We start from the raw sequence: 21,297 nt of genomic DNA on the forward strand, positions 1-21,297 counted from the left end.
CCGCAGCCGAGCTCGCGCGCCGGGGCCAGGGCCGCGCGGCGGTGGCGTTGTGCGGCGGAGGAGGTCAGGGCGAAGCGTTGCTCCTCTGGAGCTGAGGCGGCTGCCCGGCGGCCAGCCGGGACCGGCGCATCGAGTAGCCGAAGTACACGACGAAGCCCAGCACCAGCCACACGACGAACCGCAGCCACGTCTCGACCGACAGGTTGAGCATCAGGTACAGGCAGACGGCCGCGGACACGATCGGCAGCACCGGCATCCACGGCACGCGGAACGAGCGGGGCAGGTCGGGACGCTTGCGGCGCAGCACCAGCACGCCCACGCTGACCAGCACGAAGGCGCTCAGGGTGCCGATGTTGACCATCTCCTCGAGCACGCCGACGGGGGTCAAACCGGCGACGAGCGCGACCACGACCGTGACGACGGCGGTAATCACCCACGGCGTGCGGAACGTCGGGTGCACCGTGGCCAGGACCGGCGGCAGGAGGTGGTCGCGGCTCATCGCGAAGATCACGCGGCTGCCGCCGATCATCAGCGTGAGCACGACGGTGGTGAGGCCCGCCACCGCGCCCGCGGAGATGACGGTCGCCATCCAGTCCTCGCCGTGCGCGGTGAAGGCGTTGGCCAGGGCGGCCTCGGGGTCGAGCTTGTCGTAGCTGACCATGCCCGTCACCACGATCGAGACGGCGCAGTAGAGGATCGTGCAGATGATCAGGGAGCCGAGGATCCCGATGGGCAGGTCGCGCTGCGGGTTCCGCGTCTCCTCGGCCGTCGTCGCGACGACGTCGAACCCGATGAACGCGAAGAACACGAGCGCCGCGCCGGCCGCGACGCCGCCCCAGCCGAACGCGGCCGGCTCGAGACCCGCGAGCGCCTGCAGCAGCGGCTGACTGAGGCCGCTGGTCGTCTCGGTGGCCTGCGAGGGCGGGATGAAGGGCCGGTAGTTCTCCGTCGAGATGAACTGGATGCCGGCGATGATGACGAACAGGACGACGAACAGCTTGAGGGCGACGAGCACGAGGTTGACCCGCAGCGACTCCTTGATCCCGAGCGTGATGAGCACCCCGAGCAGGAGGACGAGGATGATCRCCGGCAGGTCGACGACGCCGCCGTACCCGATCTCGTCGGGGATGGCGAAGCCCAGGTTCTCGAGCAGCACGCCGAGGTAGGCGCTCCACCCCTGCGCGACGACGCTGGCGCCCAGGAACATCTCGAGGATGAGGTCCCACCCGATGATCCACGCGAAGATCTCGCCCAGGCTCGAGTAGCTGAAGGTGTACGCCGACCCCGAGACGGGGACCGTCGAGGCGAACTCGGCGTAGCACATCGCCGCGAGCCCGCAGCAGATGGCCGCGATGACGAACGACAGGACGATCCCCGGACCGGCGACCTCGTGCGCCGCCCGCCCGGTGAGCGTGAAGATGCCCGCGCCGATGACCACACCGACGCCGAACACGACGAGGTCGAGCGCGCTCAGCGAGCGCTTGAGCTTGAACTCCGGCTCCTCGGAGTCCGCCATGGACTGCTCGACGGACTTGGTGCGCAACAGGCTCATCGACCGACTCCCCTCAGTCGCCCCCTCGGATGGTCAGCCAGTCTGTCGGAACCCGTCCGGTCCCGCGCGCCCACAGGGCCGCCGCCGACCGCAGGACCCGTGGCTAGAGTGCGCGTGTGAGCTCGGACGCTTCGACGACGACGGGCTCGGGCCTGCGCGTCCACGTCGCCGAGCGCACCGACGTCCTCGTCGACTCGCTCGCAGACGTGCTCGCCACGACCCCGGCCGACCCGTTCGCGCCGGACATCGTCGCGGTGCCGACGCGCGGCGTCGAGCGGTGGGTGGCCCAGCGCCTGTCGCACCGGCTGGGCGCCGGCGCCGGGGCGGACGGCATCTGCGCCAACGTGCTGTTCCCGTCGCCCCGCCGGCTGGTCGGCGACGTCCTTGCCGGCACGCTCGGCCTCGACGGCGACGACGACCCGTGGGGCCGCGACCGGCTGGCGTGGCACGTCCTGGCGACCATCGACGCACACCTCGGCGCGGACTGGCTCCGCACGGTGAGCCGCTACCTGGGCGCGGACGAGACGGACGACGTGCGGCGCAGCCGCCGGTTCCGGCTCGCGCAGCGGGTGGCGCGCCTGTTCGCCGGCTACGACGCGCAGCGGCCGGCGCTGCTGCGGGCGTGGGCGGCGGGTCGCGACGAGGACGGCGCCGGGGCGCCGCTGCCCGACGACCTGCGCTGGCAAGCGCACCTGTGGCGCGCCGTGCGCGAGGCCGTCGGCGTGCMGGCGCCCGCGGAGCGCCTGGCGGAGGCCGTGGCGCGGCTGGCCGCCGACCCGTCGACGGTCGACCTGCCCGGCCGGCTGTCGGTGTTCGGGGCGACCGCGCTGCCCGAGGCGCACCTGCAGGTGCTGGACGCGCTCGCGGAGCACCGCGAGGTCCACCTGTGGCTGCCGCAGCCGTCGACGGTGCTCTGGGGTCGCCTGCAGGTGACCCCCGGTCCGCGCCGCCGGAGCCAGGCACCCACCCCGGCCGCGCACCCGATGCTCGCCTCGATGGCGAACGACGCCACCGAGCTCGCGACGCGGATCCTGCAGCTCGGTCCCGACGTGACGGTGCTCGCGTCCGCGCCGCGCCCCGCCACGGCGCTCGGCGCCCTGCAGGACCGGATCGCTGCGGACCGCGCCGACGGGCCGCGACACCACGCGGCGCCGACGGACAGGTCGGTCCAGGTGCACGCCTGCCACGGCCGGTCGCGGCAGGTCGAGGTGCTGCGCGAGGTCGTCGTCGGGCTGCTCGCCGACGACCCGACGCTCGAACCGCGCGACGTCATCGTCATGTGCCCGGACGTCGAGGCGTTCGCCCCGCTGGTCGAGGCCGCGTTCGGCCCGGCGGCGGGCGTCGACGACGGGGCCCCGGAGCACCCCGGCCGGACGCTGCGGGTCCGCATCGCCGACCGGGCACCGCGCAGCGCGAACCCGGTGCTCGCGGTCGTCGCGACCCTGCTGGAGCTCGCGGACTCGCGGGTGGGGGCGTCGGCCGTGGTCGACCTGGCGGGCCAGGCGCCGGTGCGCCGGCGCTTCGGCTTCGACGACGAGGAGCTCGACCGCGTCCGTGCGTGGGCGCTCGAGTCGGGCGTGCGGTGGGGCGAGGACGTGACGCGGCGCGAGCGCTACCAGCTGGGCGCGCTGCCGCAGGGCACGTGGGCCACCGCCCTGGACCGGCTGCTGCTCGGGGTCGCGATGGCCGAGGAGGACCAGCGCTTCGTCGGCACGGTCCTCCCGGTCGACGACGTCGGCTCGACCGACGTGGACCTGGTGGGGCGGCTCGCGGAGTTCGTCGACCGGCTCACGGCGACCCTCGCCGAGCTGGAGGGCGCGCGACCGGCGAGCGAGTGGTTCGACGCGCTCGACCGGGCGGTGCTGCTGCTCACGGACGTCGCGCCCGCCGACCGCTGGCAGCAGGCCGAGGCCGCGCGCGCGCTCGCGACGGCGCGTGCCGCGGCGAGCACCACGCTGCGGCTGGCGGACGTCGTCGCGCTGCTCGAGCCGCACCTCGCGGGCCGGCCCACGCGCTCGGGCTTCCGCACGGGCGCGCTCACCGTGTGCTCGCTGGCACCGATGCGGGCCGTGCCGCACCGGGTCGTGGCGCTGCTCGGCATGGACGACGGGGCGTTCCCGCGCGGGTCGGGCCACGACGGGGACGACGTCCTGGCCCGCGACCCGCTGGTCGGCGAGCGCGACGCCCGGCGGGAGGACCGCCAGCTGTTCCTCGACGCCGTGACCAGCGCCCAGCAGCACCTCGTCGTCGTGTACTCGGGGGCCGACGAGCGCACCGGCGCGGTCCGTCCGCCCGCCGTGCCCGTCGGCGAGCTGCTCGACGCGCTCGACGCCCGCGACCTCGTGGTGCACCACCCGCTGCAGACCGTCGACGAGCGCAACTTCGTGCCGGGACGGCTCGGCCGCAGCGAGCCGTTCAGCTTCGACGTGCTCGACCTCGCCGCGGCGCTCACCCGGCGCGCTCAGACCCCGCCCGCCGAGCCGACCCCGTTGGGGCCGCTCGATACCGACGAGCTGGACCTCGACGACCTCGCGTCGACCCTCGAGCACCCGGTCCGCGCGTTCGTGCGGCGCCGGCTGGGCGCGATCCTGCCGGGCGACGAGCCCCAGCTCGAGGACCGGCTGCCGCTCGAGCTGGACGGCCTCGAGCGCTGGGCCATCGGCGACCGGCTGCTGCAGGCGGTGCTCGACGGCGTGGACCTCGCGGACGCCGCCGCGGCCGAGCGCCGTCGCGGCCACATGCCGCCGTCGACGCTCGGGGGTGCCACGCTGCAGCAGGTCCGCGCGCAGGTCGAGCCTCTGCTGGCGGCGTCGGCGCCCTACCTGGTCGAGCCGGCCGAGAGCATCGACGTGACGATCCCGCTCCCCGACGGGCGCACGCTGACCGGCACGGTCAACGGCGTGCGCGGCGACGTCCTGGTCCGCACGGTGTTCTCCCGGCTGGGCGCCAAGCACCGCCTGCGCGCGTGGGTCCAGCTGCTCGCGCTCGCGACCGCCTTCCCCGACCGGACCTTCACCGCGGTGACGATCGGTCGCGGCCAGGTGAGCGCGTCGCGCACCGCCCGGCTCGCCGCGCCGGAGCGCCCGGCCGCGATCCTGCAGCGGCTGGTCGCCCTGCACGACCTGGCGATGTGCGGCCCGCTCCCCCTCCCGCTGGCCACGAGTCTCGCCTACGCCCACCCGCGCACCGGCGGTGGCGACGAGGCCGACGCGCTGGCCAGCGCCCGCAAGGAGCTGGGCACCGCGGACGACGCGGCGAACGGGCGCGGCGGCTTCGAGGCCGTCGACGACTACCACCTGCTCGCGTTCGGCGACCCGGTCACGTTCGACCGGTTGCTCGTCGAGCGGGCGACGGGCGCCGAGAGCACCCGCTTCGGCGCGCTGTCGATGGCGCTCTGGGCGGACCTCGTCGCGCACGAGGAGGTGGGCTGACGTGCCGTTCGACGTGTGCGGACCGCTGCCCGAGGGCACCGTGGTGCTCGAGGCCAGCGCGGGCACGGGCAAGACCACGACGATCGCGTCGCTGGCCGTCCGGTACGTCGCGGAGGGCGTCGCCCGCCTGCCCGAGCTGATGCTCGTGACGTTCGGCCGGCTGGCCACCTCCGAGCTGCGCGAACGCGTCCGCGAGCGCCTCGTCACCGTCGAACGGGCCCTGCGCGACCCGGACGACGACCTGGCCGACCCCGTGGTCGCGCTGCTCGCCCGGACCGACCGCGACGTGCGGGCCCGGCGCCTGGCCGAGGCGCTCGCGGAGTTCGACGCCGCCACCATCACCACGACGCACGGCTTCTGCCAGCAGATGCTCACGTCGCTGGGCACGCTGGGCGACGTCGAGCCCGACGCGCGCCTGGTCCCGGACATCGCGTCTCTCGAGGCCGAGGTGGTCGACGACCTCTACCTGCGCAAGTACGCGTCCAGCGAGAAGCCGACGCTGTCGGTGAAGGACGCCCGCACCATCGCGCACGAGGCGATCAGCGACGCCGCCGCGACGCTCGAACCGGCCGACGCTACCGACGCCCGGGCGCGCGACTCCTACGGCCTGGCCACGGCCGCCCGCCGCGAGCTGCTCCGGCGCAAGCGGGCGCTGCGTGTGCTCGACTACGACGACCTGCTCATCCTGCTGCGCGACGCGCTCACCGACCCGTCCACCGGCGCCGCCGCCGCGGAGCGCGTCCGCTCCCGGTACCGCATCGTCATGGTCGACGAGTTCCAGGACACCGACCCCGTGCAGTGGGACATCCTGCGCACCGCGTTCCACGGGCACCGCACGCTCGTGCTCATCGGCGACCCGAAGCAGGCGATCTACCGGTTCCGCGGCGCCGACGTCGCCACCTACCTGCGCGCCCGCGCCGACGCGTCCACGCAGACCCTGCACCGCAACTGGCGTGCCGACCCCGCCGTGCTCGAGGGCCTCGCGCCGATCCTGTCGGGCACGGCGCTCGGCGACCCCCGCATCGTCGTCCACCCGATCGAGCCGGCCCGGTCCGGGCGGCGGCTGCGCGGCGGCCCCGCGGTGCGGCTGCGGCAGGTGACGCGCGCGGCGCTGGGCGTCGCCGGCGACGCTTCCCCGCCCGTCGGGAAGGTGCGCCAGTTTGTGTACGCCGACGTCGCCGCGCAGGTGCTGCGGACCCTGCACGAGGAGGAGCTCGCCGACGAGGGCGGCTGGCGGCCCGTCGAGCCGGGCGACATCGCCGTCCTCACGCGCGTCAACCGCGACGCCGTCGCGGTGCAGCGCGCGCTCGCGTCGGCCGGCATCCCGGCCGTCATCTCGATGCTGTCCAGCGTGTTCGCGACGACGTCGGCGCGCGACTGGCTCGTCCTGCTCTCGGCGCTCGCGCGGCCGGGCGTCGGCGGGTTCGTCTCGGCCGCCGCGCTCACGCCGTTCGTCGGCTGGACCACCTCCGAGCTGGCCGAGGCGTCCGACGAGCKCCGCGACCAGCTCGCGGACCTGCTGCGCACGTGGTCGCGCGTGCTCGACGACCACGGCGTCGCCTCGCTGCTCGAGGCCACGGCCGCCGCGGGCCTGCGCGAACGCCTGGTCCGGCTGCCCGACGGCGAGCGCCGCCTGACCGACGTGCGGCACGTGGGCGAGGCGCTGCACGCCGCGGCCACCGACGACGGGCTCGGCGCCGCCGCGCTGCTCGAGTGGCTGCGCGCGCGGGTGGACGAGGCGGGCCAGGACTACGCCGAGGAGCGCAGCCGCCGCCTGGAGACCGACACCGCGGCGGTGCAGGTCATCACCGTGCACGCGAGCAAGGGCCTGCAGTTCCCCGTGGTCCTCGTGCCGTTCCTCTGGGACAAGTTCACGCCGCCGACGCCCGCGACCGTGGGTTACGACCGCGACGACGTGCGGCTGCTGCACGTGGGCGGCAAGGGCAGCCCGGGGTACGACGAGGCGCGCGCGGCCGGTGCGGCCGCCGACGACGGCGAGGGTCTGCGCCTCGCGTACGTGGCGCTCACGCGCGCGACCAGCCAGGTGGTCGCGTGGTGGGCGCCGTCGGCGAACTCGCCCCGCGGCGCGCTCACTCGGCTGCTGCTCAGCGCCCGCGACGCCGCGGGGCACCCCGCCGACCTGGTGAAGACCACGTCCGACGCCCGCACCACGGACGCGCTGCGTGCGCTCGCGACCGACGCGCTCGAGCTCGAGGTGGTGACATCGGCGTCGGCGACGGCCCCGTGGGCGCCGCCGACGAGCCCGCCCGCGGACCTGCGGGCCGCCCGGCTGGACCGGCGACCCGACGTGTCCTGGCGCCGGACGTCGTACTCGGCGCTGACCGCCGCCGCCCACGACGCCGGCCGCGTCGGGTCGGAGCCCGAGGACCCGGGCGTCGAGGACGAGCCGGAGGTCACGCCCGTGCCCGGTGACGAGCACGCCGACACCCGCGCGCTGCCCTCGCCGATGGCCGACCTCCCGTCCGGCACGGCGTTCGGCACGTTCGCCCACCGGGTGCTGGAGCTCGTCGACACGGCCGCGTCCGACCTGGCCGCCGAGGTCGAGACGCGCTGCGGGGAAGCGGGCACCGGTGCCCTCCTCGGCGTGGACCCGGCCGCGCTGACGTCCGCGCTGCTGCCCTCGCTCCGCACGCCCCTCGGTCCCCTGGCCGGCGACCTCTCGCTCGCTCAGATCGCCCCGCGGGATCGCCTCGCCGAGCTCGAGTTCGAGCTGCCCCTGGCGGGCGGCGACACCGGTCCCCGACGAGACGCGCGGACGGTCCGCGACATCGCCGGCCTGCTGCGCGCGCACCTGCCGGCGGACGACCCGTTCGCGCCCTACGCCGACCGCCTGGACGACGAGTCGCTGGCCACCGCCCGCCTGCGCGGCTACCTCACCGGCTCCATCGACGCCGTGCTCCGCGTGCCGGCGGACGGCGGCCACCGCTACCTCGTCGTCGACTACAAGACCAACCGCCTCGGCCCTTTCGACGAGCCGCTGTCGCTCTGGCACTACCGCCCCGCGTCGACGCGCGCGGCGATGATGGACGCCCACTACCCGCTGCAGCTGCTGCTCTACTCGGCGGCGCTGCACCGCTACCTGCGCTGGCGGCTGCCCGCCTACGACCCGGCCGAGCACCTCGGCGGCGGGCTCTACCTGTTCCTGCGCGGGATGGCCGGCCCCTCGACCCCGACGGACGACGGCGTCCCGTTCGGCGTGGTGTCCTGGCGCCCGCCGGCGGCGCTCGTCGTCGCCCTCTCCGACCTGCTGGCGGCCTCATGACCGTCGCCGACGACCCGCACGCCGCGACCGTCCCGTGGCGCGCGACCGGGCTGCTCGCCTCCGTCGACTCCCTGACGGCGGCCGACGTGCACGTCGCGCGGCGCCTCGGCGCGATCGGCGGCGAGACCGACGAGCGCGTCCTCCTCGCCGCCGCGCTCGCCGTGGAGGCTCTGCGGGGCGGGTCCGTGTGCGTCGTGCTGGACGATCTCGAGATCCCGCGACCCGACGGCTGGCACGACGCGGTCCGCCGCAGCCCGATCGTCGCCGACGGACCGGACGGCCCCGCCGACCGCCCGCTGCGCTGGGTCGACGGCCGCGTGTACCTCGACCGATACTGGCGCGACGAGCAGACGGTGCGCGCCGCGATGCTCGACCGCGTCAGCCGCCCGGCGCACGCGGATCCGGGCCTGCTCGAGACGGCCGTCGACCGCCTCTACCCGTCGACCGTCGACGACGCCCAGCGGGCGGCCCTCCGCACCGCCGCGACGTCCCACCTCACGGTGCTCACGGGCGGCCCGGGCACGGGCAAGACCACGGCGGTCGCCCGGATGGTGGCGGCGCTGCAGGCGGCCACCGGGTCGGGCCTGCGCGTCGCGCTCGCGGCGCCGACCGGCAAGGCGGCCGCGCGCCTGCAGGAGTCGGTCAACGCGGAGATCGCGCAGCTCGGCGCCTCGGACCGCGAGGCCGTCGGTTCCCTGCAGGCCACCACGGTCCACCGGCTGCTCGGCTGGCGTCCCGGCACCACCACGCGCTTCCGGCACGACCGCCTCCGCCGCCTGCCGCACGACGTTGTCATCGTCGACGAGTCCTCGATGGTGTCCCTGTCGCTGATGGCCCGCCTGGTCGAGGCGCTGCGCCCGACGGCCCGCCTCGTGCTCGTCGGCGACCCGGACCAGCTGGCCAGCGTCGAGGCGGGCGCGGTGCTGGGCGACCTCGTCGCGGCCCTCCCGCGGGGCGTCGTCCGGCTCACCCACACCTACCGCTACGGGCCGGCGCTCGCCGCCCTGGCCGAGGCGATCCGGCTCGGCGACGCCGACAGCACGCTCGCGCTCCTGCGCGCCGGCGGCGAGCATCTGTCCCTGGTCGAGCCGGCCGACGAACGCCTGTCCCCGCAGGACGTCGCCGACCTGCGGGAGGATCTCGAGACCAGCGGCCGCGCGCTGATCGAGGCGGCCCGCGCCGGGGACGCGCCCGCCGCCCTGCGCGCGCTGGGCACCCACCGGCTCCTGCTCGCCCACCGCGAGGGGCCGTTCGGCGTCGCGCACTGGGCCGCGACGGCCGAGTCGTGGATCGGCGCCGGCGCGGGCGCCTGGCCGCTCGGCCGTCCGCTGCTGGTCACGGAGAACGACCGCGCGAGCGGTCTGTTCAACGGCGACACCGGCGTGGTGGTCTCCGACGGGCTCGGCGGGGTCGCGGTCGCGTTCGGCGAGCCGGACCGACCGCGGCTGGTGCGCCCGTACCGGTTGCCCGCCGTCCAGCCCGTGCACGCGATGACCGTGCACCGCGGACAGGGCAGCCAGTTCGCGCGCGTCACGGTCCTCCTGCCGCCGGTGACCTCGCCGCTGCTCACCCGGGAGCTGCTGTACACGGCGGTCACGCGCGCTCGCGAGCACGTGCGCGTCATCGGCACGCAGGACGCGATCCGCGCCGCGGTCGAGCGACCGGTGCGCCGGGCCAGCGGCCTGCGCGAGCCGCGCTGAGGGCGGGGCTGGACCCGAACGAGGAATCGTGCCTGCTCAGGCCGAGATCCCCGTCGAAGAAGCCCGTCAACCGTGCCCTGGGTTTGTCAAAGCAACCTTTTCACCCGCTTGACGCCTTGTGACTGCAGTGCGCTACTGGTATTTCGGCGAGGGCAGCCCGCCGAGGCAACGACGCCATGGACTGTCCCGCGCCCGACCCAAGGGAGGGTCCATGCGTCACGCAGTCCAGAGCAGGTCGGCCCGCTTCTCGCTGGTCGCGGTGGTGTGCACCGCGGCCATGATCGTGCCCGCGGGAGGTGCGGCCGCGGCCGGTGATGATCCGGACGGTGAGGCCGCCGTCACCGAGCGCCTGCAGGAGGCGCGGTCGCTGCCGTCGCAGTGGTGGTGGGACGAGTCGGGCCCCGACACCCGCCGCGCACGCGCACTGCTGCGCCAGATGACCTTGGACGAGAAGGTCAACATGCTCCACGGAGAGCTGAACAACTTCTACGGGTTCTACAACGGCCCGATCGAACGCCTGGGGATCCCGGCGCTCACGATGGCGGATGGCCCTGCCGGCGTCCGCATCGCCAACCCCGACGTCAACGACCAGAAGGCCACCCAGCTGCCGGCCCCCATCGCCCTGGCCGCCACCTGGGACACCGCGCTGGCCCAGCAGTACGGCACGGTGGCAGGCGACGAGGCGTTCCGCACGGGCCACAACGTCCTGCTGGCCCCGGCCGTGGACATCGCTCGCGTCGCGCAGGCCGGCCGGGCGTTCGAGGCGTTCGGCGAGGACCCGTTGCTCTCGGGCACGCTCGGTGCCGCCGATATCCGCGGCATCCAGTCGAACGCGGTCGTCGCCGACATCAAGCACTACAACGTGTACTCGCAGGAGACCAACCGGCTCGACGGCGGCAACGCCGTGGTCGACGAGCGGGCTCTGCAGGAGATCTACACGCGTCCCTACGCGATCGGCGTCAAGGAGGGGCGCCCCGGCTCGGCGATGTGCGCGTTCAACAAGGTCAACGGCGTGTACGCGTGCGAGAGCGACGAGCTGATGAACAAGATCCTCAAGGAGCAGATCGGCTTCCAGGGCTGGGTCATGAGCGACTACGGCGCCACCCACAGCACCAACCAGGCGATCCTGGCCGGTCTGGACCAGGAGATGCCGGGGAACTTCACACCGCAGACCGGGCCGGGCGACTGCTTCTTCTGCGGTCCCCTCCTCGACGCCGTGCGCGCCGGGCAGGTGCCCGTCTCTCGGGTCGACGACGCCGTGTTGCGCATCCTCCGGCCGATGTTCGCGCTCGGGCTGTTCGACAACCCACCGGTCATCTCGGCGCTGCCCGAGGCCGCGCACGGCGAGTTCGCGCGGGAGGTCGCCGAGCGAGCGATGGTGCTGCTCAAGAACGACGGCGGCGCACTGCCCCTGCAGGGCTCGGTCGGGTCGATCGCCGTCATCGGCGCGGACGCCGACGCGGTCGTCGCCGGCGGCGGCAGCTCGCTGGTGAAGCCGACGTACACCGTCAGCCCCCTCGAGGGAATCCAGGCCCGCGTCGGCCCCGGGGTCCTGGTCCGCCACGTGGCGGGTACGGACCCGGTGACGTCGGCGTCGCTGATCCCCGGTCCGGACCCGATCCCGTCGGACTTCCTGACGGTCGGGACGGAGCATGGTCTTCGTGCGGAGTACTTTTCGACGCAGGACTTCACCGGTGCGCCGATCGCGGACCGGACAGAGCCGTACGCGGCCATCAACGGAGGCTTCTTCCTGTTCGAGGGCTTCAACTCCCAGTCGCCGCACTTCCCGCTGCAGACCAGGGACATGGGCGCCTCCATCCGGTGGTCGGGCACGCTGACGGCCCCGGTGGACGGGACCTATGGGCTGGCCGTCACCACGACGGGCACAGCGGTGGTGTTCCTGGACGGTGTGCCGGTGCTCACGACGACACCGTCGGCGGGGCCGACGACGACGTCCGTGCCCGTGGATCTCGCGGCCGGCGTCGGGCGCGACCTGCGGGTCGAGTACGTCAACAACGGTCCCGGCGGTACCGACGCCGGTGCGGTCTTCCAGCTCGGGTGGACGCCGCCCGAGGGCGTCGTCGCACCTCAGGCGCAGGCTGCAGCCGATCTGGCCCGGTCCTCGCAGGCGGCCGTGGTCGTCGTCCGGGACTACTCCACGGAGGGCGGCGACAAGCCGGACCTCGACCTACCCAACGGGCAGGTCGAGCTCATCCGCCAGGTCGCTGCGGCGAATCCGCGCACGATCGTGGTCCTGTCCACCGGTGGCGCCGTCCAGACCTCCGACTGGGAGCAGGGCGTGCCCGCGATCCTGCACTCGTGGTACGGGGGCCAGGAGCAGGGCAACGCCCTCGCCCGGATCCTCTTCGGCGACGTGAACCCGTCCGGCAAGCTGCCCATCACGATGCCCGTCGACGAGAAGAGCACTCCGGTCAGCTCGCCCGCACAGTTCCCGGGTGAAGGCCTGGACCAGCAGTTCTCCGAGGGCATCTATGTGGGCTACCGCGGCTATGAGGAGTTCGGCATCCAGCCGCAGTACTCGTTCGGGACCGGGCTGTCCTACACCACGTTCGACTACCGCAACCTGCGGACCGGCCTCGTCGCGGGCGCCGGTCCGGGTGGTGCGGGCACCGGGCTCCAGGTCAGGGTCGCCGTCCGCAACACCGGGGCCGTCGCCGGCACGGAGACGGTGCAGGTCTACGTCGGCAACCTGCCCACCCGGCAGGTGCAGAGCGCGAAGAAGGTGCTGGCCGGTTGGGCCACCGTCACCCTCCAGCCGGGCGAACGAAAGCAGGTCACCGTCGCCCTCAGCCCCGAGTCGGTCTCCTACTGGGACGTGGACCGCGACCGGTGGCGCACGCCCCGGGGCAACATCCCGGTCTACGTCGGCTCGTCGTCGACCGACATCCGACTCACCGGGACGCTGCGGATCGGCGGCAGCGCACTGCCCTGATCGATCTCCGTGGTTGGTGTCAGCCCACGGTCGGGCGTGTGCCCGACCGCGGGCGACCAACCATTCGCTCAGCCGGTAGGCGCCTTGGGCACGCTCGCCGGACAAGCCCGACGAACTGGGCAGGGCTACCCCAGCACCGGCGCCAGCGCGGCGATCAGGGCGTGGCTGTTCGAGTCCTGGCTGATCTCCCACGCCATGGCCCCGCGCAGGTGCAGCGCCTTGATGAGCTTGGTGCGCTCGGCGATGGATCGCGGGCTGGAGAAGGCGATCAACGTCGGGACGGTGGCCGGGCCGGTGGTGAGGTGCGGGTGCTCGGCCGCCGGGTTGGTCAGGTACGGCTCGCCGGCCAGCAGGTTCCAGCGCACCGTGTAGCCGGCGCCACCGGTGACGCCGGCGGCGTCCACGTAGCCGCCCTCGTCGACGAGCGCGTGGTAGCTCGGCTGCGGCGTGGCGTCGACCGTCAGCACGTTCGCGTCGGTGCCCGTGTTGTCGAAGGGCTGGTAGAGGCCGTTGTTCGCCGGGCCGGTGCGCAGGTACTGCTGGGCGTAGAACGGCACGCCGACGACGATCTTGCTGGCCGGCACCCCGTTGAGCAGGTACCAGGCGACCGTCCCGCTCGTGTTCCAGGTGAGGTCCTTGGCGTTGGCATCCCGCGGGTCGGGGGTGAACAGGGTGTTGGGCGCCGCCTTCGGGCCGCTGGGCACGTTGAAGTCGTAGGTCATCACGTTGTCCCAGTCGAAGTACCGCGAGATCTCCTTGAGCTCGAAGTACTTCGTGGAGCTCTTCGCGGCCGGGAGCGCCGCCGTGAGCAGGTAGTGCGTGCCCGTGGTGGCCCCGTACGCGTCGAGCTGCGCGCGGAACTCGGCCGCCAGCAGCGTGGCGTTGTGCCGGTCGGCCGGCGTCGGGTTGACGTTCCCGCCGGCCACCTGCGTCGGGTACTCCCAGTCGAGGTCGATGCCGTCGAACAGGCCGGCCGCGGCGCCCGCTCCCCCAGCGCCCGCGGGCCACCCGCCGCCCGGCAGGTTGCCCTTGATGAAGGTGTCGATGCACGACGCCACGAACGACTGCCGGAGCTCCGGCGTCGACGCGAGCGTCGAGAACCACGTCGACTTGGTCCAGCCGCCGAGCGAGATCTCGACCTTGAGGTGCGGGTTCGCCGCCTTGAGCTTGCGCAGCTGGTTGAAGCTGCCGAAGAGGTGCTGGTCGGGGTCCGCCGCGTCGTCCGCGACGCCGTCGACCGCGATGTCGGTCCCGTAGGGCTGCTGGTAGTCGGCCCACGGATCGAGGGTGTTGCAGCTCGCCGCCCCCGTCGTCTCGTCGTACCACGGGACGCCGAACGCGTACTGGATGACGTTGAGCTGCGTCGCCGGGATGTCCTTCACGTGGTAGCCCCGGCCGTAGACGTCCCAGTCGGCGAAGTAGGCGGTCACCACCTTCTTCGGCGCGTCGTTCGCCGGGGCCGACGACGCCTGCGCGGGCAGCGGCGCGAGGAGCGCAGCGCTCACACCGACGGCAAGGGCTGCGGACATGGACACCCGACGGGAACGGCGCATGGGGCTCTCCTCGACGCTGTGGAGGTCTGACCGAATTAGTAAGCACTCCTACCAAATGGCGATACCCCCACCCTATGGCCCGCTGTCCGATCCGCGTCAAGAGTCCGGGTCTGTCCGGTCACGTCCCGCGCATGCCGCGACCGTCCACCTGTGCCAGGTTGGGTCCCGTGCACCTCCACGGGCTCACGACGCGTCGACCGCGGTCGCCGTCCGGGGTGAGCCTGCCGGCGGTCGCCGCGGGACGCACCGAGCTCGGGTGGTTCCTCACCGAAGCGCAGCGCGGCAACGACGCGACGCGGCTCCGGCCGTGGACCGAGGGCAACGCGGTGCGCCCGCTCGTGCACGGCGCGCGCTACTTCGCGGTGCTCGCTGAGGACCTGGCCCAGGCCGGCGAGGGTGACCTGGTGCTCTTCAGCGACTGGCGCGGGGACCCCGACGAGCGGCTGACGGACCACGGACCGACGGTCACGGAGGCCCTGTCGGACGCCGTGCTGCGCGGCGCGCTGGTCAAGGGCCTGATGTGGCGCTCGCACCTGGACCGGCTGCGCTTCTCCAGCAAGGAGAACCGCAGCCTGTCCGAGCGGGTCAACGACGTGGGCGGCGAGGTGCTGCTGGACCAGCGCGTCCGCGCCGTCGGCAGCCACCACCAGAAGTTCGTCGTCATCCGTCACTCGGAGCGGCCCGCGCGAGACGTCGCCTTCCTCGGCGGCATCGACCTGGCGCACGGCCGGCGCGACGACGCCGACCACGGCGGCGATCCCCAGACCCAGCCGTTCTCCCACGAGTACGGGCCGCGCCCCCCGTGGCACGACGTGCACGTGCGGATCAGCGGCCCGGCGGTCCGCGACGTCGAGGACGTGTTCCGCGAGCGCTGGGAGGACCCGGCCCCGCTGTCCCGGCTTCCGTGGCAGGTGATCCCCGACGAGCTGCACGGCGAGGACCGTCGCCCGGGGCCGCTCCCGGCGCCGGCGCCCGACCCGCCCGAGGCGGGGACCTGCGCGGTGCAGGTCCTGCGTACCTACCCGCGGCGCCGCCCGGGCTACCCGTTCGCGCCCGACGGCGAGCGCAGTGCCGCCCGGGGCTACGCCAAGGCGCTGCGCCGGGCCCGCCGTCTCGTCTACGTCGAGGACCAGTACCTGTGGTCGGCCGACGTCGCGCGCGTGTTCGCCGCCGCGCTGCGCCGCGAGCCCACGCTGCACCTGATTGCCGTCGTCCCCCGCTACCCGGACCAGGACGGCCGGTTCAGCCAGCCGCCCGTCCGGCTCGGCCACGCGCGGGCGCTGCAGATCGTGCGCGCCGCGGGCGGTGACCGCGTCCAGGTCCTCGACGTCGAGAACCGGCACTGCACGCCCGTGTACGTGCACGCCAAGGTCTGCGTGGTCGACGACGTGTGGGCCACGGTGGGCAGCGACAACCTCAACCGCCGGTCCTGGACGCACGACTCCGAGCTCACGGCGGCGGTCCTCGACCGGCGCCGCGACGAGCGGGAGCCGCGTGACCCCGCGGGCCTGGGCGACGGGGCACGGGGCTTCGCGCGCGACCTGAGGCTCGAGCTGTGGCGCGAGCACCTGGACCGCGACGGCGACGACGGGCTGCTCGATCCGGACGAGGCGGTCGAGGCCGTCCGGTCGAGCGCGGCGGCGCTCGACGCCTGGTACGCGGGCGGCCGGTCCGGTCCCCGTCCACCGGGTCGGCTCCGGGTGCACGCGGTCGCGCCGCTGCCGCGCTGGCAGCGCCTGCTCGCCACGCCGCCGTACCACGCGATCGTCGACCCCGACGGTCGACCGGCGTGGCTGAAGGTCCGCGGACAGTACTGACCTGCGGATACGCTCGCTGCGTCCGTTCCGCGCTGGGAGGCTCACGTGCCGTACGTCGTCGACTTCACGCAGGTGTCCACCGTCGGGCTCGAGTCGTCGCCGGTCGCCGACGCGCTCGCCGGCCTGCGCGCCAACGAGGCCCGCTACTTCAAGAACAAGTTCGACCACGTGTTCACCGTCGAGCCGGCGGCCGAGGCGACCGAGACGGTCGACTGGGTGCACGGGATCCTCCAGGACGAGCGCGACCTCACGATCGCGAGCCGCCCGCTCGAGGCGACGGAGTTCGTCGTCGACGGCACCCGCATGGCCTACGTCTTCTACGAGTCGGGCCTGTCCATCAACGTCATGTACGGCCTGGCCGACGGGACGAAGCGCGCGGTCGGGTTCAAGCTGTCCGACGGCATGGACGTGCCCGAGGAGCTGGCGACGACCTTCAAGTTCGCGCGGCAGAAGTCGAAGCTGGCCGGCACGATCCGCGGCTCCTACTTCGTGATCAAGGGCGAGCACTGACGACGCACCGCTGAACAACGCGGTCGGCGTCCGCCAGATGCTGGCCAGCACCGGCGCACGCGCGTAAGGTCATTCGCGGTGTTTTGTGGTATTTGTCGCGCCCGTCCGTGCAGATGGAGGAGATCGATGAGGATTCCCGTTGCCATCGTCAGCGCCGCTGCTCTCCTGGTCCTCGGGCCAGCCGCCGCCGCCAGCGCGGCCCCGCCGCCGTCCGGACCCACGACGCTCGCCCAGGGTCTCGTCAGTCCGCTCCACGTGTCCGGTGGGCCGGGCAAGGACGTCACCGTCTCCCAGGAGTTCCAGTCCAAGCTCACCACGTTCGACAACTGGTCGAGTGCGACGGTCTACGAGGCCCCGGGCTGGGACGTCGCGGGCAGCGACTACCGAGGGAGCACGCTGTACTTCCTGGAGAGCCAGGGAGCGGGTCCGGAGGACCCCCGGCCACTGGCCGGGTCGCTCAAGTCGATCCACGGGCGCGGGACGGTCAGCACCGTCACCGATCAGATCGGCGCCTACGAGACCACGAACAACGCGGACGCCGGCGCGCACTACGGGCTCTCCGACGCGGACGTCGCGGCCCACCCCCAGTGCGTCGCGCAGCTCGCAGCACTCCAGTTCCCCACCAGCTACACGGGGGAGGTCGACTCGCACCCCTACGCGCTGACGGTCGCCGGCAATGTCGCGTACGTCGCCGACGCAGGCATGAACGCCGTGCTCGCCGTGAATCTCACCACCGGCGCGATCCGGACCGTGGCGGTCCTGCCGCCGCGCCCGGCAGTCATCTCCCCCGAGGCCGGCACCGCCCTCGGCATCGGCGCCTGCGTCGGCCTGACCTACGTCTTCGAACCGGTGCCGACGGACGTCGAGGTGGGACCGGACGGTTGGCTGTACGTGTCGTCGCTCCCAGGAGGGCCGGAGGACGCCTCCCTCGGCGCTCGCGGTGCCGTGTTCCGGGTGGCCCCCGCGACCGGGCAGACGCAGGTCTTCGTCGACAACCTCGTGACACCGACCGGCCTCGCGTTCGACGGTCGCGGCAACCTGTACGTCGCGTCGTTGTTCGGGCCCGGCATCCTCAAGGTTGCCGCCGGGTCGCACACCGCGAGCCTCTTCCTCGGCGCGGTCATGGCGGCCGACGTGGACGTCAGCGGGTCGACTCTCTATGCGACGACGAACGCCCTCGACGAGGACACCGGGGGGACGCTCATCTCGCTCAAGCTGTAGCGACGCGACCGGCCGGCAGAACAGTCCGGAGGGCCGGCGGATACAAGTGGCTGTGGACGACGACCGCGAACGCACCGACCGCGACCTGCTGGTCGCGATGGCCGAGCGCGACCGAGCGGCGCTGCGGGACCTGTACGACCGGCACGCGCCCTGGCTCCGGCTGCGCCTCAGCCGGCGCTGCGCGGACAGCGGTCTCGTCGAGGAGGTCGTGCAGGACGTCTTCGTCGCCGTCTGGCGCAAGCCCGGCGCGTACACCGGCAGCGGCGTCGTCGAGGCCTGGCTGTGGGGCATCGCCATCCGCCGGCTGCTCGCGTCGCTGCGTCCCCGCCGCCCGTTCCCGAGCGCGTTCCTGCCCGACGTCAGCCAGCCGTCCGCCGAGGACGTGCTGCTGCTCGGCGTCCAGCACGGGGACGTCGGGACGGCACTGAACCGGCTCTCCCCCGAGCTGCGTGCCGTCATGACCGCCGTCGTCCTCGACGGCCTGTCCAGCAGCGAGGCCGCCCGCCTGCTCGGCATCCCGGCGGGGACCGTCCGCACCCGCATGCTCCGCGCGCGCACCCAGCTCCGGGAGGCACTCTCATGACCTGGCACATCGCCGCCGCCCAGCTCGCTGCCTACATCGACGACGACCTGGACTACGCCCGCAGCGCGTCCGTGGAGGCGCACCTCACGGTGTGCGAGACGTGCCAGAGCGCGCTGCGCCTGGCCACGTCCCAGGTTCCGGCGCTCGCCGGTCGGCACGCGGACTCGTGGGAGCGGTTGACCGACCGGGTCGACGAACCCCGGCTCGGCTGGCTGGAGCGGACGCTCGTGCGCTGCGGCGTCGGCGAGGGAACGGCTCGGGTGATCACGGCGTCGGAGCCCACGGGCCGGGCGTGGATCGCGGCGTTCGCGGTCCTCGTCGTCGCGACCGTGTTCTCGATGGTCGCGTCCGAGGCGATCGGCGTCGCGACGTTCGTCCTGCTGGTCCCGGCGCTGCCGATCCCCGCGGTGGCGCTCGCCTACGGCGCCTGGGGCGAGCCCGCGTACGAGCTCGCGGTCGTCGCGCCGTACTCGTCGGCCCGACGCCTCCTGCTGCGCACGCTGACCGCGCTGGTCGTCTCGCTCCCCGTCGCGGCGCTGCTCTCCCTGGCCGTCCCCGAGGTCCAGCCGGTGCTCTGGCTGCTCCCCGCCCTGGCGCTCACCCTGCTGACCCTGGCCGCGCTCACCTTCGTCCGGCCGCTGTACGCCGCGGCGGGCGTGGCGGTGGCGTGGCTGCTGGTGAACCTGGCGGCGCTGCCGGGCGCCCGGGGCAGCGTGGACCGCCTGCTCGACCTGCTCCCCCAGGCACAGGCCGGCGGCCAGATCGCCCTGGCGACGCTCTGCGCCGTCGCCGCCACCCTGATCGTCGCCCGTCGCGCCCGCTTCGAGAGGATCACCCCGGCATGACCCCGACCATCGCCGTCAGCGGCGTCAGCAAGCACTTCCGCCGTGTCCCCGCCCTCGACTCGGTCTCGTTCGAGGCCGGCCCGGGGATTACCGGCATCCTCGGTCCCAACGGCGCCGGCAAGACGACGCTGCTACGGATCCTCGCCACCGCCCTCGCGCCCGACTCGGGCTCGGTCCGGCTGCTCGGGCACGACGCCGCAACCGCGGACGGACGGCTGGCTATCCGCCGCGCCCTCGGGTACCTGCCCCAGGAGCCCGGCCACTACCGGACGTTCACCGCGTACGACTTCGTCGACTACATCGCGGTGCTCAAGGAGATCGGCCCCGTCGCGGAGCGGCGTCGCGAGGTCCGCCGCGTGCTCGCCGCCGTCGGCCTGGAGGACCAGATGCAGAAGCGGATGGGCGCCCTCTCCGGCGGGATGCGCCGCCGTGTGGCGTTCGCCCAGACCCTGCTGGGGAGCCCGGAGCTCCTCGTCCTCGACGAGCCGACGGTCGGGCTCGACCCGGTCCAGCGCCTGCGGTTCCGCGAGGTGGTCAGCGACGCGGCGCGCGACCGGTGCGTCGTGCTGTCGACGCACCTCACGGAGGACATCCAGGCGGTCTGCTCGCGCGTGGTCGTCGTCGACCGCGGCCGGGTCCGCTTCCAGGGCGCACCCGCCGCACTGGCCGCGCACGCCGCGGGCCGGGTGTGGATCTCGGACGGCCCGGAGCCGCGCGCCCTGCTGTCCTGGGTGACCGCCGACGGCCAGTACCGGCACATCGGCACACCGCCCACCGGCGCGACGCTCGGCACACCCACCCTCGAGGACGGCTACCTGGTGCTCACCGGCCAGGTGCCGGGCGAGGGTCCGATCGAGGAGGTCGAGGTGCTGACATGGCGCTGACCACGCAGGCCGACGCGCCGGCCGACCGGCTGGTCGGGCGATCCACGCTCACTGCCCTGGCCCGCATCGAGGCGCGACGGCTGGTCCGGCACCCGGTGCTCCTCGCGGGCGTCGTGGCCACGCTGGTCCAGGAGACCTCCCTGTTGTGGGACATCCCGACCAACAGGTGGGCCGACGACGCGTACTCCAGCATGGCCACCTGGACGTTCCTCATCGCCGCGACGTTCATCGTCGCCACGCTCGCGGCGACGCGGGACCGTGAGGACACGACGGCGGAGACGTTCCGCGCCGTGGCGCCCAGCCAGCGCGACCGGACCGTGGCCCTGCTGCTCGCCGGCCTGGTCCCGGTGGCGCTCGCCGCGGCCCTCTCGCTGTACGTCGCGGTGCTCGTCATCCGGGCCGGCGGCATCCCCGTCGGCGAAGCCCGAGGCACGGGTCTGTTCCGGCTGAGTGCGGCCGAGATCGCCAGCCCCGTCGCGCAGACCGCCGCAGCCTTCGCGGCGGGCGTCGCGACCGCTCGGGTGACCCGCTCGCGCGCGGTCGGCGTCGTGGTGGGCGTCGTCGGCTCGTTCTTCCTCGTCGACGGGTTCTGGCTGTGGTCGTGGTTCCCGGCGGCGTTCCTCACGCCGGTCTCCCTCGCCCCCCGGGCCGCCCACGCCCTCGGGTCGTTCCCGTCCCGCGAGGTCCTGCAGCAGTCGCCGCTGCTCGACCTGCCCGACTCGTACGACCCGCAGTTCTACGCGGTCCAGATGGAGGTGGCGCGCGTCGGCTGGCACGGAGTCTTCTTGGTCGGCGTGACCCTGTTGTTCGCCGGGCTTGCGCTCGCGCGGTCGTCGGGGACGCGGTGGCACCCGCTTCGCCTCGTCCTCGCGGGCGCCGTCGTGGCGGCCCTGGGCTTCGCGATGCAGATCTGGGCGACCCATCAGGCGTTCGCCTGGTTCCAGGTCGTCGGCTGAGGTGAGCTG

13 protein-coding genes are annotated in these 21,297 nt (G+C 73.9%); 11 read left to right on the forward strand and 2 right to left on the reverse strand.

All coding sequences use genetic code 11. The features are described from left to right. Nucleotides 1-64: 64 nt before the first annotated feature. Nucleotides 65-1,552: an amino acid permease gene (locus tag AC1DQC_RS09555; RefSeq protein ID WP_477051000.1), complete on the reverse strand. Its 1,488-nt coding sequence runs from the start codon at nucleotides 1,550-1,552 to the stop codon at nucleotides 65-67. A gap of 116 nt (nucleotides 1,553-1,668) precedes the next feature. Between AC1DQC_RS09555 and recC the strand changes: the two genes are divergently transcribed. The 4 genes from recC to AC1DQC_RS09575 all read left to right on the forward strand — a co-directional run bounded on the left by recC (nucleotide 1,669) and on the right by AC1DQC_RS09575 (nucleotide 12,919). After that, nucleotides 1,669-4,983 carry an exodeoxyribonuclease V subunit gamma gene (gene recC / locus AC1DQC_RS09560; protein WP_477051001.1) on the forward strand — a complete coding sequence of 1,105 codons (3,315 nt, stop codon included), beginning with the start codon at nucleotides 1,669-1,671 and terminating at the stop codon, nucleotides 4,981-4,983. A gap of 1 nt (nucleotide 4,984) precedes the next feature. Further along, nucleotides 4,985-8,266, forward strand: coding sequence for a UvrD-helicase domain-containing protein (locus AC1DQC_RS09565; RefSeq protein ID WP_477051002.1), 3,282 nt, complete (start codon nucleotides 4,985-4,987; stop codon nucleotides 8,264-8,266). Beyond that, nucleotides 8,263-9,966, forward strand: coding sequence for an exodeoxyribonuclease V subunit alpha (recD, locus tag AC1DQC_RS09570; protein ID WP_477051003.1), 1,704 nt, complete (start codon nucleotides 8,263-8,265; stop codon nucleotides 9,964-9,966). The genes AC1DQC_RS09565 and recD overlap by 4 nt, the downstream gene beginning before the upstream one ends. A 211-nt stretch (nucleotides 9,967-10,177) precedes the next feature. After that, nucleotides 10,178-12,919 carry a beta-glucosidase gene (locus tag AC1DQC_RS09575; protein ID WP_477051004.1) on the forward strand — a complete coding sequence of 914 codons (2,742 nt, stop codon included), beginning with the start codon at nucleotides 10,178-10,180 and terminating at the stop codon, nucleotides 12,917-12,919. A gap of 125 nt (nucleotides 12,920-13,044) precedes the next feature. Here AC1DQC_RS09575 and AC1DQC_RS09580 read toward each other — a convergent pair whose 3' ends face one another. After that, the gene (locus AC1DQC_RS09580; RefSeq protein WP_477051005.1) at nucleotides 13,045-14,472 is read right to left on the reverse strand and encodes a glycoside hydrolase family 18 protein; all 1,428 of its coding nucleotides are present in this window, start codon (nucleotides 14,470-14,472) and stop codon (nucleotides 13,045-13,047) included. Between the two features lie 215 nt (nucleotides 14,473-14,687). Between AC1DQC_RS09580 and AC1DQC_RS09585 the strand changes: the two genes are divergently transcribed. From AC1DQC_RS09585 to AC1DQC_RS09615, 7 genes are all read left to right on the forward strand, one after another. Continuing rightward, entirely contained in the window at nucleotides 14,688-16,289 is a 1,602-nt protein-coding gene (locus tag AC1DQC_RS09585) for a phospholipase D family protein (RefSeq protein WP_477051006.1), read from the forward strand. A 45-nt stretch (nucleotides 16,290-16,334) separates the two neighbouring features. Continuing rightward, nucleotides 16,335-16,799: a phage tail protein gene (locus tag AC1DQC_RS09590; protein ID WP_477051007.1), complete on the forward strand. Its 465-nt coding sequence runs from the start codon at nucleotides 16,335-16,337 to the stop codon at nucleotides 16,797-16,799. A 126-nt stretch (nucleotides 16,800-16,925) separates the two neighbouring features. Beyond that, nucleotides 16,926-18,020 (forward strand): ScyD/ScyE family protein, encoded by a 1,095-nt coding sequence (locus AC1DQC_RS09595; protein ID WP_477051008.1) that lies wholly within the window; start codon nucleotides 16,926-16,928, stop codon nucleotides 18,018-18,020. 52 nt (nucleotides 18,021-18,072) lie between these two features. Next, nucleotides 18,073-18,603 carry an RNA polymerase sigma factor gene (locus tag AC1DQC_RS09600; RefSeq protein WP_477051009.1) on the forward strand — a complete coding sequence of 177 codons (531 nt, stop codon included), beginning with the start codon at nucleotides 18,073-18,075 and terminating at the stop codon, nucleotides 18,601-18,603. Next, nucleotides 18,600-19,448, forward strand: a complete 849-nt coding sequence (locus AC1DQC_RS09605) for a zf-HC2 domain-containing protein (protein WP_477051010.1) — start codon at nucleotides 18,600-18,602, stop codon at nucleotides 19,446-19,448. Before AC1DQC_RS09600 ends, AC1DQC_RS09605 begins: the two co-directional genes overlap by 4 nt. Then, on the forward strand, nucleotides 19,445-20,332 hold the full coding sequence (locus AC1DQC_RS09610) for an ATP-binding cassette domain-containing protein (RefSeq protein WP_477051011.1): 888 nt from the start codon (nucleotides 19,445-19,447) through the stop codon (nucleotides 20,330-20,332). The genes AC1DQC_RS09605 and AC1DQC_RS09610 overlap by 4 nt, the downstream gene beginning before the upstream one ends. After that, on the forward strand, nucleotides 20,323-21,288 hold the full coding sequence (locus tag AC1DQC_RS09615) for a hypothetical protein (protein ID WP_477051012.1): 966 nt from the start codon (nucleotides 20,323-20,325) through the stop codon (nucleotides 21,286-21,288). Before AC1DQC_RS09610 ends, AC1DQC_RS09615 begins: the two co-directional genes overlap by 10 nt. Nucleotides 21,289-21,297: the final 9 nt, after the last annotated feature.

Source organism: Cellulomonas sp. P4_H12 (assembly GCF_056400905.1).

Coding starts and splice junctions, on each gene's coding strand:
- recD (WP_477051003.1), top strand. CDS start 8,263: ATGACCGTCGCCGACGACCCGCACGCCGCGACCGTCCCGTGGCGCGCG.
- AC1DQC_RS09575 (WP_477051004.1), top strand. CDS start 10,178: ATGCGTCACGCAGTCCAGAGCAGGTCGGCCCGCTTCTCGCTGGTCGCG.
- AC1DQC_RS09580 (WP_477051005.1), bottom strand. CDS start 14,472: ATGCGCCGTTCCCGTCGGGTGTCCATGTCCGCAGCCCTTGCCGTCGGT.
- AC1DQC_RS09595 (WP_477051008.1), top strand. CDS start 16,926: ATGAGGATTCCCGTTGCCATCGTCAGCGCCGCTGCTCTCCTGGTCCTC.
- AC1DQC_RS09605 (WP_477051010.1), top strand. CDS start 18,600: ATGACCTGGCACATCGCCGCCGCCCAGCTCGCTGCCTACATCGACGAC.
- AC1DQC_RS09610 (WP_477051011.1), top strand. CDS start 19,445: ATGACCCCGACCATCGCCGTCAGCGGCGTCAGCAAGCACTTCCGCCGT.
- AC1DQC_RS09615 (WP_477051012.1), top strand. CDS start 20,323: ATGGCGCTGACCACGCAGGCCGACGCGCCGGCCGACCGGCTGGTCGGG.